This is a genomic window from Achromobacter sp. 18P8.1.1 (genome assembly GCF_057799415.1).
On record NZ_JBYOKH010000009.1, the window covers coordinates 109,870 to 122,248 of the forward strand.

Genomic DNA, 12,379 nt, shown 5'->3' on the forward strand with positions numbered 1-12,379 from the left:
TCACTAGAGGATTCAGTGGCGCCTGTTGCCTGCCGCACGCGCCACGAACCACGCTTCGGTGTGGTTAGTCAGATAGCGGCCATCGCTGCCATTGAATCGCGCGGCGGCGTCCGGCCAGGCTATCAGCTTGCGCTCGGCGCGGCGCGCGGCCTCGCCATTGGCAAGGTCCAAGCCGTAGACCTTGTGCGCCTGCGCCGCAGTATCGAAGGCGATGTCAGCAAGCGCAGCGGTCTCGGTGTCAGACGCCGGGATGGTGGCGCGAAGTTCGCCGTTCAGCAGGCAGTCGGGCGCATAGTTCGCTGGCGTGGCGCGCAGCAGGTTGATCAGCCCGCGCCCAACGATGGCGTATATCCAGTGATCGCCACCGGGATGGCGAACCACGTACCGCGCGTGAAAGTCGGATTCTGGAACGAGGTCTGAATCGACCAGCGTGACGAGGCGGCCCGCGCAGGCGGAAATATCAGTCCCATACACGGGCGTGGCGGTATGAGTTTGTTGGGACACATCGATGCAGCGAATCGCCGGCAATCGAGTGTGAAGCGCATGGAAGAACGCCACTTCGTCGTCAGCGGTCATGAATACGCCCAACTGGCGCGTTTTGTTGGTTCCCATCCCGGGCTCCGGCTCCTGGCGGTGTCCGAGATGGTATCGCTTTATGGAGGCGGGTCCTGTCCTTTTTGCGAACGGCTTCCGTTCAGGGAAAGGATTGATGATGACTCAAGGCGTGACCTGATACCCGCGTTGTTGCATGCAACTCGTGTAGGCCGAAGACGCGGCGGCGTTGGTTTGCGCCGTTTCGCGCCGATCCTGGCGCTGGCGGGATCCGCCCACCACTGCGCCGGCCACCGCGGCGTTTTTCGCCTTCTCTTGTCGATAGTCTTGCTTGACGTCGTCGTCGACGCGGTCAGAGAGCGCTTCGTGTTGATTGCTACGTACGCCCGCGACCGCCGCGCCGGCAACCGCTCCGGTCGCCGCGCCTCGGGCACGGCCGCCGGATGGCGGCGGCGCGGCGTTGCCTGTCCCGCCAGCTTGCGATTGGCATGCGGCGACGTCTTGCTGAGTCAATTCGGCAGACTGGCCGTTCATCGGCGTCACGGTCTGTGCGGTCGCGCAAAGGCAATAAAGAACTAGGGGAGCCGCCCCGGGGAAGATGGACTTTTTCATGAAAAACTCCATTCAGGTGATGGGGAGCCTGACCCTTTCAGTCTAGCTTGGCCTATGGGTACCGAGTCCCGCTCATCCATACCCAAGATGGGGTATGGACCTTGCCGGGCTTATTTTTTGCTTATTTATATCCGGGTAATATTGACGGATTAATTTAATCCGGGTAAAAATGCGTCCAGCGATTATCGCGATCAAGGATGCAACGATGAGCTCATTCGATTTGAACGCTGGCGCCACCGCGCCGCTGTCCAATGAAATCGACTTGATGGACCTGCCCGTGGAGGGCGCGCTGCCGCCCGAGCTGGAAGGGATGCTGGTGCGCAACGGCCCCAATCCGCTGCGCGGGCGCTTCGAGGGCAATGACGTGCTGTCGTGGTGGCCCCAGCCGGCGATGCTGCACGCCATTGAATTCCGGGAGGGCCGGGCGGCAAGCTACCGCAACCGCTGGGCTCGCACCCGGATCTGGGCGAGCGAACATGCGCCGCATCTGGCCGCCGACCTGCCTGACACCAACCCCAACGTCAACGTGCTGCGCCACGCCGGTGAAACGCTGGCGCTGGCCGAGGGCGGCGCGCCGCTGGCGATGACGCCGGGGTTGGACTTTCTGGGAACCAGCCGGCGTCATCCAGGCCTGGCGGGCGGCATGACCGCGCATCCGAAGGTGGACCCCGTGACCGGCGAGTTGATGAGCTTCCGTTCCCACTGGGAACAGCCCTGGTTGCGCTATGGCGTGGCGGACGCCGACGGCCAGCCGGTGCTGGACCAACTGATCGACGTGCCTGCGCCGTCGATGATGCACGACATGGCGATCACCGGCCGCTACAGCATCCTGTTGGACCTGAACGTCGCGTACGACTTTTCCATGCTGTCGCGCGGCTACCGCATGCCGCTGCGCTGGCACGACGAACGGCAGTCGCGACTGGGCGTGATTGCGCGCCATGGCGGGCCGATACGCTGGTTCGAGGTGGCGCCATGCTTCATCCTGCACGTGGTGAACGCGTACGATCTGGATGCCACGACGCTGGTGCTGGATGTGGTGCGCTACCCGGAATACCTGCGTGTGTCGCGCAGCGGCGCGGGCTTCGAAGAAAACCCCTTGGGCGTGCTGTGGCGTTATGTGATCGATCTGGCGCGCGGCGGGGTCAGCGAGCGGCAATGGGACGAGGCCGGCATCGAATTGCCGCGCATCAACGAGGGCCGCACCGGGCGCCCTTACCGTTATGCCTACGCGGTGCAGCAGCCTAGCAACGTGGAAATGCGCGGCGTGGTGCGCTACGACCTGGAAAACGGCCCGACCCAGCAGTATCGCGTGCCGCCCGGCGACCAGAACAGCGAGCCGGTGTTCGTGCCGCGTCCCGGCGCGCGGGATGAGGACGATGGCTGGGTGCTCACGTGCGTGTATCGCCAGGCCAGCGACACCAGTGACGTGGTGGTGCTGGATGGGCGTGATCTGGATGCGGGGCCGTTGGCGACAGTGCGGTTGCCGCAGCGGATTCCGGCGGGGTTCCATGGGGCGTGGCTGCCACGGGGGGATGGAACGGGTTAAGGCACTGGGTCAGCGCGTGCCACCCCGGCCGACAGGGCAAGGCACGCAAAAGCGATCACGGCGTAATGGGCCGTCAGCCGGTCCATCAGCAGCCCGAAGCCTGCGGCCCCTGCGGTCTGGCCAATAGCCAGGGCCAGAAACGCGATCGTCACGCCGGTGGCGGGCCGATGGGGCAGCGCCGCCACTCCCCACAGCAGATAGACCCCTGTCAGCATGATGTAGGCGGCACCGAATAGCACGCCGCCGCTTAGCGTCAGGGCTGTCGAAGTGCCTTCGACGCCGATCAGCAGAATGCTTGCCGCCATCGCCGTCAGAAACGCCCGATGCACCCCGTTGATGCCAAACCGCGCGATCAAATGGCCGGCGCCTGCACCTGCGATGCCGGCTGCGCCGATGGCGATCCAAAGCATGCCCGCGCCGGTGCTGCCCCAGTTGAGTCGAAGGGCGACAAGTTGCCCGCCAAAGGACCAGACCGCCGTGCTGGCCGCGCCCGCGAGGAACGCCGCCAACACCAGGCGCCGGAGCACGCCGTCAAGCGATGGCATGCCATGCGCGCTTGTTGTCGTACGGGGTGGGCTTCGCGGCAGGGTCAGCGCCACGGCGAATGCCAGGGCGATCGCGGCGGCGGCAAACCCCGCGAACGCAAAGCGCCATAGGTCGCCCATCATTAGCGCCACGGCGCCCGACAAGGCAACGCCTGCACCGGTGCCGGCGTTGATGATCGTGTTGGTCGCGTCCTGCCGATCGGGCCTGACTGCCGCAGCCACTGCCGCCGCCAGCGGCGGCGAAGCCAGCCCCGTGCTTGATCCGGCCAGCATGACGGCGCCGGCAAGCCAGGCGGGCGAGGGCGCTGCCGCGATGCCCGCCATGCCTGCTGCTGCGATCAGCGCGGCGCCGATGGCCACAGCGCGCGCGCCGATTCGTTCGGTCAGCCACGCGGACAGCGTGACCGCAATGCAATATGTCAGGAACGCCGCGCCTGAAATCAACCCGCTCAAGGTCGACGACAAAGTCAGGTCCGCATCGATCCGGGGCAGAAACAACCCGAACGCGAAGCGGGCAAACCCGTAGCAGACGGCGATCAGCGCGAAGCCCGTTGCACCCAGCTTAAGCCCCGGGTTCATGGGCTCGTCCGTACCAGGGTCAGACCTGGCGCCGGCGTCACTCGGCATCCAACGAAACGAGACTTCCGCCTTCGGCCTGCAAGCGAGACAGATATGTGCGGTGATCGATGACTTGGAAGGGGAAATACAAGCCGGCCGGGGTCGGCGTATTGCCGTCCAGGCCCGCCAGCCGCTCAAGAATCATGCTGACGCCCAGTGCGGTCAGGTGGGCGGCGCCGCGCGGATGGACGACGGCATGGCGCGTGTGCTGCGCTAGCCCGTCATGATCCTTGCCTGACAGTTCGATGATGATTTCCGTCGATTTTGGTTCGCCGCGACGCCGGGACGAACTGATTCCGGTCGCGATGTTGAACTGCACGTTCGGCGCCCCGGTTGCGGCCGCCAGGCCGGCAACATCGATAGACGAGAAGCCGGTCCCTTGCATCGTCGTGCCATCGATGGCGCGGAATTCGGCTTTGGCATCGTCTTCATCGCGCCAGATATAACGGCCGTCCCGACGCGTCAGTGCCGCGGGCATCATGCGGTTCAGGCGCTCGAAATCCTCGGCGACGGCGGGGCCGCCGCCATCCTGCTCATCGACAAGCGCACCGATCTTGATGTCGTGCAGCTGCGCGTAGGCTTTCGCGCACGCGAACGTAGCGATTGTCGTGGCGCCCACCAGCCATTCGTAGCCCAGCACGATCGCGCCAGCGTCGGGCGCCTGCATAAACGCCGCGACTTCGGGGGCGATTTCATAGATGCCGGAAGAAATGCCCAGGTGGGGCAGGTTGCGACCTTGCGCGTAGCGCAGTCCGGCCAGTCGATCATCCGCGTAAAACACCGCGACGGCTGCTACCGGGCGATCACGCAGGCCAAGGTCTTCTGCGCTGGGGTCAATCGCCACCCCCTCGGCGTTACCCAAGTCGCTCGCGGCTTGGGCACTTTTTACCGCGTCGCGCCCGCCGATCAGCAGCGGCACATCAGGGTAGACGGCGCGCAGTGCGCCTGCGCTCAAGCGGCCGATAGCGCCTGTACCGCCCATCAACAAAACAGGTTTTGTCATCAAGGTACCTCCGGACGTGGGCCCCGGCGCAGGCGTGCAAGGGATGACCAAGCCGCACCCTGGAACATGCGGTGCTAGCGAACGGGTCATCCCCCGGCACGATCAGCCTGCCGTGGCGGGTACCGGCGTGTTCAGCAACTGCTGTTCCCACAGATAGGCAATGCCGCTACCGGCGGCATGCTGAACGAGGATGTCGGTCAGCCCGGCGGCGGTGTCGGCGCGCGCCCAGTCGCGTTGCCACTCGGCGGCCACCGCCATCCACGTCATCAGATTCACGCCGGCCGCCGCCATGCGTTGGAGGGCGACTTCGTGCGCTTCGACCGACACGCCGCCGGAGGCATCGGTGACGACCGTCACATCCCAACCTTCGCCCGCCGCCTGGATCGCTGGCATTGCGACGCAGACCTCCGTCCACAGCCCGGCGATGATCAACTGCTTGCGGCCTGTGGCCTTGGCCGCGTCGACCACTTTTTTGTCTTCCCACGTGTTGATGAACGTGCGATCTATGACTTCCTGGCCGGGAAACACATCGGTGATCTGGGGAAAGATGACACCGCCCCGCGCCGCGATCACGCTCGTCAGAATCGTGGGCACGCCGAAGACCTTGGCGGCCTTTGTCAACGCCGTCGAGTTGTTGACCACGGCATGCGGGTCGTGGCTGTTCAGGTTGGTGAGTTGATAAGGCTGGTGGTCGATCAGGACGAGTACCGAATCCTCAGGACGGAGAAGCGAATCGAGGCCATTACGAAAAGTCATTAGTGATCCCTGGTTTGCTGTGGTTGCGAAGATTGCATTGCGAGTCGCGCTGCAAGTGCCTTCCGGAAAGCGTGCGCTTGTGGCGACGTTGCCCGGATCCCGCATTATGTTTTCGCGCATCTTGATGCGGTAGTTCCGTTCCAAGGCAAGCTGTGTCGCACAAACGGGAACACCACCACGGTAGGCTGCCGCAACGCGGAGCAGGCTGATTCGACGCGGGTCACGTAGTGCTATCCTGCGGCGAACTGCGTCGCAAAACGGGGAGCCACGCAAATTGGATATCGAAGAACTTCAGACCTTCATCGAAGTCGCCGATGCGGGCGGCGTATCGCCCGCTGCGCTTAGACTAGGCATTTCCAAATCGATCGTCAGCCGTCGGTTGCTGCGCTTGGAAACGGAGCTTGGCGTCCAGTTGCTTGCGCGAACCACACGCGGGGCAGCGCTTACCGAGGCCGGGGCGATTTTCCGGGACCATGCGGCCAGGGCCTGCGCTGAGATCGATATCGCCCGGGAAACGATCGTGCCCGCCGGCGAGCTGCATGGCCGCTTGCGAGTCGCCGTGCCGGTGTCGTTCGGCCTGACGCATTTTGCGCCGGTGGTCGCGGAGTTGGCGCGACGCCACCCCAGGCTTCATGTCCAGACCTGCTACAGCGATCGCTTCGTTGATCTCATCGCTGAAGGGTACGACTGTGCGATACGGGTGGGCTATCTGCAGGACTCCAACCTGATCGCACGGCGCGTTGGTCCCATTCACGGCAAGCTGCTCGCCAGCCCCCGCTACATCCAGGCGCATGGGGCGCCCGAGGCGCCAGACCAACTCGCCGCGCATGAGGCCCTTATGCAGGGCACCGAGACCTGGCAGTTCATGGATGGCGACAAGACCATCACGGTCCGCCCGCAAGGGCGCTTCAAGGCCGACAACGGCGCGGCCTTGGTCGCCGCCGCGACGGCCGGGCTCGGGGTCGCTTATCTGCCCGATTGCCTCACCCATGACTACGTGGCCTCCGGTGCGCTGGTGCCCATCATGACCCGTTATCCCCCGCCACCTGCCGGCGCCTACGTGATCCGCCCGCCGGGCCAGCATCCCGCACGAAAGATACGTGTCTTGACGGAGCTGTTGATCGAACATTTCGGGCCGTCGCCGCATTTTGCGGGGAGCTGAGGTGGAGGGAAGGGGGCGGAAGCGACGCCTCGTACGTTATGAAGAAACCGTGGCAGATGTGCGCTGACAGCGCTATTGCGACGTGGTCAGAAATCTGGCGATCAACCCGACCGTGGCGCCGGTGCTCTCTTCCATCAACCAGTGCCCGGCACCTGGCACGACTTCTCCGCGCACATTGGTCGCCGCATTGCGCATGACAATCGCCATGTTGTCGCCGAAGGACTTCTCGCCACCGATGGCAAGCACTGGCATGCCGAGCTTGGTTTTGGAGAATGCGATGTTGTCAGCGACATCGCTCTTGGCGATCGCGTTGAACTGCGCGAAGGAGGCGCGCATGGCGCCCGGCTGGGAATAAAGCTTGGTGTAGTGCCGTCGCGTCGCTTCGTCGATTTTTGAAGGCGTGCCGGCAAACTCGTTCCAGAACCGGTCCAGATAGATGCGTTCGCGGCCGGCGACCAGACGCTCGAAATCGGGGCCGCCGGCGTTGAAGTGCCACAGCGCCGGCCACAGGATGATCTGGTCCCAAGGCGCGATGCCTGGCACGGGGGCGTCCATCACGACAAGTTTGTCGACCTTGTCGGGATAGCTCGCCGCATACGCATAGGCGACCATCGTGCCAATGTCATGGCCGACGACGGCGGTCTTGTCCTGCTTGAACGCCGTCACGACCGTGCGTATGTCGACCGCCTGTGACTTCTTGTCGTAGCCGCCGGCGGGCTTTGACGATTTGCCCATGCCGCGGAGGTCCGGCACGATCACCAGGTGCGTCTTCGCGAGTTCTTGCGCTAGCGGGGCCCACATGTCGCCCGTGTCGCCGAACCCATGGATGAGCACCACGGCGGGGCCGGCCCCACCAGAGCGGACGAAAATGCTCGCACCGTCCGCCATGGTAACGGTCCGATTCTTGAAACTGCTTGGAAAGGCCGGTTGTGCCGCGGCATTGGCGATGCACAGCAATCCAGTCAACAGCGCCAGCACGAACGAAAAGCGACTTTTCATATCGAAACTCCAATATTCAGGACCAGATCCGCCCGATATATTGTGAGGCTTCGCCGTGCCGCACGCTGAAGATATTTGGCTGTAGCCAAACGGCGGGCGTCCGTTAATGCCGGAAGCGATCGTAGGCGGATCTGCGGACCGCCTGGAATGGAGTGCTTTCTGCCGAATCGACATGTGCGGGGTTGCCGCCAATATGCACCCTTCAGGCATGGGGGGCATCGCTCGGAACTCTTGGCACGTGTCAGCGCTTGGAAGATGCACGTATAAGAATGAGAATTGTTGTTATTATTCGCGTCTTCCCGATCCTCGTCCGCCCCGCATGTCTGCATCGCTCAAGCGCAAGCAAGGCTGGCTCGCCCATTACCGCGAGTTGCTTGGCGCGTGGCGCAACAAGAATTCGCCGGATGGCGAAGATGCCATTCAAGACGTGGCGGTGGAGCTGCTTGAACGCGGCATCGTGGATATTGAGGAACCGCGCTCCTATCTGGCGCGTGGCATAGCCAATGGCGTGATCGACCGACACCGGCGTCGCGGGATCATCCCGTTCCGTGCGCTGGATGAACTGGCAGAGCATGAGCATCCGACTGTGGCAGACGGGCAGTCCGCGTACTACACCAGTGAACTGTTGACTGCACTGATGGCGGCGCTGCAAGAATTGCCGCCCGCCTGTCAGCGGGTCTATCTGCAGCACCGGTTGGAAGGCTGGAGCCATGCCGAGATCGCGGAGGATATGGGTATTTCGCGCAGCATGGTCGAAAAGCACATGATCCGGGCGTTGCAGCACATTGGCGAAAGGCTGAAACACCATGCGCCGTCCGATTAAGATGTGTTCCCCATGAGCCCTCAAGACGACACCTCTGCCGACGAACTGCGCGCCCGCGCGGCGCAGTGGTTTGCGCGTGTGCGGTCAGGAGAGGCCACGCACGACGAGATCGACGCCTGTGCGGCCTGGCGCCGCGCGGATCCCTTGCACGATGAGGCTTACCGCAAGATTGAGCATCTATGGCAGGCGACGCAGCAGCTGCCGCCGCAGGAGCTGCGCGCGATGCTGGCCGCAAGCCGTGCTGCCACAGGGGGCGCGCCGCCACCGCGTCGACGTGTATTCGGGTGGTGGGCCGCCGCTTGCGCGATGGTGGCCGTGGCTGCGGTGACGGTGCCATTGCTGAGCAGCGAGGCGCCGTCCTATCGCGCCGCCTTCGACACCCAGGCAGGTGAACGGCGCGAGGTGACGCTGCCGGATGGATCGGTGGTCAGCCTGAACGTGAATACGCGCCTGGAGGTGGCTTTTTTCGAAGGACGGCGTGATATCACGCTGACGTCAGGCCAAGCTTTTTTTGCGGTTCAGCACGATGCCGAGCGCAAGTTCGTCGTGCATGCGCCGGCGGTGACGGTGACCGTGACCGGCACGCGTTTCGACGTGCGCCCGGATGATTCTCGGGTGGCGGTGGAATCCGGCTCGGTGCAGGTCAGCGCGGGTGCCTGGTGGAACAGGACCGAGAGGCAGCTTAGCGCCGGGCAGGCGGTCGAACGCGATGGGGCAGGGCAGTTAAGCGCGGTGACGCCGGTGCAGATCGAAAACGTATTGGCGTGGCGGCAAGGCAAGATCGTGTTCCGCAACGCGCCGCTGGCTCAGGTGGTGGCCGAAATGAACCGCTATCTCAAGCACCCGGCCACGCTCGATGCCCCTGCGCTGCGCGACTATCGGGTAGCCGGCGTTTTCAATATCGATGAGCCGCAAGCCATTCTGGCCGCGCTGCCCGCCGTGGCGCCGGTTCAGGTGCGCGAACAAGCCGACGGCAGTGCCGTGATCCTGCCACGCTGAAAAGGGCGCCCTTCGGGTGAGCGGATCGGTTGCGCCCGTCGGGTCGCGTCCATCGGTCTCCGTCGCTTCGCGCCGCTGTTACAAAATAGTTTTCATTTTCATTGAGGTGTTTGCCTCGCCCGCTCGTTTGTTCCTACGAGGGGGCATGCATTGCCATGTGGCGCGTGCTCCGGGAGAAACCTTGGCCAAGGGTTGTGGCGCATAGACGCCGGCTTGATTGATTTGGAACGGAACACCGTGAAAACCGAAGTTGCACGCCAGACGAGCGCGTTACGCACGCCCTTCGTGCTTGGCACCCTTTCTTTGTCATTGGCCCTGGCCCTGGGGGGCGCGCCGGCGGGGGCGCAAGCCCAGACGCCCGACGCGCACATCAGCATCGCGGCGCAGCCGCTGGAACAATCGCTGTTGCAATTGGGGCGGCAGACCTCGATGCAGATCTTCTATGCCCAGGATCTGGTCGCCGGCATACAGGCGCCGGCCGTATCTGGCGCACTGGCCCCAGAAGAGGCGCTGCGCCGCTTGTTGGCGGGCAGTGGCCTCGAGTACGAGCGTCGGGGCAACACGATTACCTTGTCGCGTCCGTCGGCCAGCCACGCGACGCAACTGGAGCCGGTAACGGTGGAAGGGCGCAACACGCTTACCACCGAGGGTACGGGTTCATATACGGTGCGCGCGACAGCAGCGGCGACCGGTCTGCACCTGTCGCCGCGCGAAACGCCGCAGTCCGTGAGCGTGGTCACGCGTCAGCAGATCGAAGATCTGAACCTGACCTCGCTGGGGGAAACGTTGAAGACGGTCACGGGCCTGGTGACGACCTCGTCCGACGTTGACCGCACCGATATCCATTCGCGAGGCTTCTACGTCGACACCTATTCCTATGATGGCGTGCCGATTGCGACGCAGAACGACTTTTTCGGCACGTCGAACTTCGATCCCGTTCTTTACGATCGGGTGGAAGTGGTGCGCGGCGCGACCGGGCTGATGACGGGTACCGGCAACCCCGGCGCATCCGTCAACGTGGTGCGCAAGCGCGCCACCAGCAAGGAATTCACGGGGGCGGTCAGTCTGGGCATCGGCTCCTGGGATGACCGGCGCGCGACGGTCGACTTGTCCACGCCGGTCAATGCAGAAGGCTCGGTGCGGGCCCGCGTGGCGGGCATGATGGAAGAGCGCGACTCGTATCTGGACCGCTACCACACGCGCAACCAGGCATTTCTGGCCACGGTTGAGGCAGATGTGACGGCCAACACCACCGTGCGCGTGGGCATCGAGCATCAGGCCAAACGGCCGACCGACGTGACTTGGGGCGGCCTGCCGATGCTGTACAGCGATGGCTCGCCGGCAAGCTGGCGACGGGGTTTCAGCATCGGCGCCGACTGGACGCGCTGGAGCACCACCAACAACACGATCTACGCGTCGGTAGAGCACCAGTTCGACAATGGCTGGAACGTCACCGCCAATGTCAGCCGGCTCGACAGCGAATACGATTCGAAGCTGCTGTATCTGTTGGGGCAGCCGGATCGGGACACCGGCCTGGGTTTGAACGTCTGGCTGAACCGCTCGCACCAGGAGTTCGATCAGAACAGCGCTTCGATCCAGGCGGGCGGGCCTTTCGAGTTGTTTGGACGCCAGCATGAGGCCGTGTTTGGCCTCATCGGCAGCAAGTCCACGCTGCGCTACGGCAACTATCCGGCGCTTAACACCAGCCCGGTGGGCAATATCTACCAATGGGATGGCTCGTACCCGGATCCGGGCTGGGGCGAATTCAATACGTTAGGCAAGAACAAGACGCATCAGACGGCGGCCTATGGCGCGCTGCGTTTCGCTGTCACGGACTCGCTCAAACTGATTATCGGTGGCCGGCAGAACCGATGGGTGCGCGACAGCGGCGACGATACGATGCGCAACACGGAGTTCACGCCATATGCCGGCGTGGTCTACGACTTCAACGACACCTACAGCGGCTACGTCAGCTATACCGACATTTTCCAACCACAGTCGTATCGCGACGCCAGCGGCAAGTATCTCGACCCTGTCCAGGGCAAGAGCTACGAGACGGGGCTGAAGGCCGACTATCTGGAAGGCAGGCTCACCACCTCTTTCTCGGTGTTCCGCATCGAACAGGACAACGTGGCCGAGCGCGATGGCTCGCGGTTCGTGGATGGCACGTCGGAGTTTGCCTATCGCGGCGCCAAGGGGCTGACCAGCGAAGGCTTCGAGCTGCAGGCGTCTGGCGAATTGAATCCGGGCTGGCAGGTGTCGGCAGGCTTCTCGCGCGCGCTGGTGCGTGATGCCGACGGCAATCGCTTCAATACCTACCGGCCTCAGAATCTTGCGCACCTGTTCACGACCTACCTGGTGCCGGGCACGTCGGGCAAGCTGACGGTGGGCGGCGGCGTGCAATGGCGCAGCAGCGTCTATATCGATCAGACCACGTCGGCTGGGGTGAAGGCCCGGCGTGAACAGGGCTCGGTGTTGCTGACCAGCGTGATGGCGAACTACCGGTTCACGCCGAATCTGTCGGCGCAGCTGAATATCAGCAACCTGTTCGACAGGAAGTACTTCGATCTAACCGGAGACGGCCAGGGGTTCTATGGCTCTCCACAGAAGGCCATGTTGACCATGAAATACGCCTTCTAAAGGATGATGGACATGGCGCGAAGCGCTGCTGGCCCCGACGATCGGGCCGGCAGCGCTTTGCGCTTCAGGCTGGTCTGCGCGTGGGGCGGTGATCGGCTTCATAACAATTCGATTTTGCGGAGAT

The 12,379-nt window shown here is 63.8% G+C and carries 11 protein-coding genes; 5 read left to right on the forward strand and 6 right to left on the reverse strand.

Features of this window, described 5'->3' with window-relative positions:
• Nucleotides 1-12: 12 nt before the first annotated feature.
• Together AC27VE_RS08745 and AC27VE_RS08750 are read right to left on the reverse strand one after the other, a co-directional pair.
• On the reverse strand, nucleotides 13-612 hold the full coding sequence (locus AC27VE_RS08745; RefSeq protein WP_488703608.1) for a hypothetical protein: 600 nt from the start codon (nucleotides 610-612) through the stop codon (nucleotides 13-15).
• Nucleotides 613-717: 105 nt separating this feature from the next.
• Entirely contained in the window at nucleotides 718-1,164 is a 447-nt protein-coding gene (locus AC27VE_RS08750) for a hypothetical protein (protein WP_088589608.1), read from the reverse strand.
• Between the two features lie 205 nt (nucleotides 1,165-1,369).
• On the opposite strand from AC27VE_RS08750, the gene AC27VE_RS08755 reads away from it, so the two are divergent.
• Nucleotides 1,370-2,710, forward strand: coding sequence for a carotenoid oxygenase family protein (locus AC27VE_RS08755; RefSeq protein WP_488703609.1), 1,341 nt, complete (start codon nucleotides 1,370-1,372; stop codon nucleotides 2,708-2,710).
• Here AC27VE_RS08755 and AC27VE_RS08760 read toward each other — a convergent pair.
• From AC27VE_RS08760 to AC27VE_RS08770, 3 genes are all read right to left on the reverse strand, one after another.
• A complete protein-coding gene (locus AC27VE_RS08760; protein ID WP_488703610.1) occupies nucleotides 2,707-3,834 on the reverse strand; it encodes an MFS transporter in 1,128 nt (375 codons plus the stop codon). The two genes, AC27VE_RS08755 and AC27VE_RS08760, sit on opposite strands and share 4 nt — an antisense overlap.
• A 37-nt stretch (nucleotides 3,835-3,871) precedes the next feature.
• A complete protein-coding gene (locus tag AC27VE_RS08765; RefSeq protein ID WP_488703611.1) occupies nucleotides 3,872-4,876 on the reverse strand; it encodes an NAD(P)-dependent oxidoreductase in 1,005 nt (334 codons plus the stop codon).
• Between the two features lie 102 nt (nucleotides 4,877-4,978).
• Nucleotides 4,979-5,632 carry a hydrolase gene (locus AC27VE_RS08770; RefSeq protein ID WP_488703612.1) on the reverse strand — a complete coding sequence of 218 codons (654 nt, stop codon included), beginning with the start codon at nucleotides 5,630-5,632 and terminating at the stop codon, nucleotides 4,979-4,981.
• A 274-nt stretch (nucleotides 5,633-5,906) separates the two neighbouring features.
• Here AC27VE_RS08770 and AC27VE_RS08775 point away from each other — a divergent pair, with 274 nt between their 5' ends.
• The gene (locus tag AC27VE_RS08775; protein WP_488703613.1) at nucleotides 5,907-6,794 is read left to right on the forward strand and encodes a LysR family transcriptional regulator; all 888 of its coding nucleotides are present in this window, start codon (nucleotides 5,907-5,909) and stop codon (nucleotides 6,792-6,794) included.
• A gap of 72 nt (nucleotides 6,795-6,866) precedes the next feature.
• On the opposite strand, the gene AC27VE_RS08780 is transcribed toward AC27VE_RS08775, so the two are convergent.
• Nucleotides 6,867-7,793 carry an alpha/beta fold hydrolase gene (locus AC27VE_RS08780; protein ID WP_488703614.1) on the reverse strand — a complete coding sequence of 309 codons (927 nt, stop codon included), beginning with the start codon at nucleotides 7,791-7,793 and terminating at the stop codon, nucleotides 6,867-6,869.
• A 319-nt stretch (nucleotides 7,794-8,112) separates the two neighbouring features.
• Here AC27VE_RS08780 and AC27VE_RS08785 point away from each other — a divergent pair, with 319 nt between their 5' ends.
• The 3 genes from AC27VE_RS08785 (at nucleotide 8,113) to AC27VE_RS08795 (ending at nucleotide 12,255) form a co-directional block, all read left to right on the forward strand.
• Nucleotides 8,113-8,616 carry a sigma-70 family RNA polymerase sigma factor gene (locus AC27VE_RS08785; protein WP_488703615.1) on the forward strand — a complete coding sequence of 168 codons (504 nt, stop codon included), beginning with the start codon at nucleotides 8,113-8,115 and terminating at the stop codon, nucleotides 8,614-8,616.
• A gap of 12 nt (nucleotides 8,617-8,628) precedes the next feature.
• Nucleotides 8,629-9,615 (forward strand): FecR family protein, encoded by a 987-nt coding sequence (locus tag AC27VE_RS08790; RefSeq protein WP_488703616.1) that lies wholly within the window; start codon nucleotides 8,629-8,631, stop codon nucleotides 9,613-9,615.
• Between the two features lie 237 nt (nucleotides 9,616-9,852).
• On the forward strand, nucleotides 9,853-12,255 hold the full coding sequence (locus tag AC27VE_RS08795) for a TonB-dependent siderophore receptor (protein ID WP_488703617.1): 2,403 nt from the start codon (nucleotides 9,853-9,855) through the stop codon (nucleotides 12,253-12,255).
• Nucleotides 12,256-12,379: the final 124 nt, after the last annotated feature.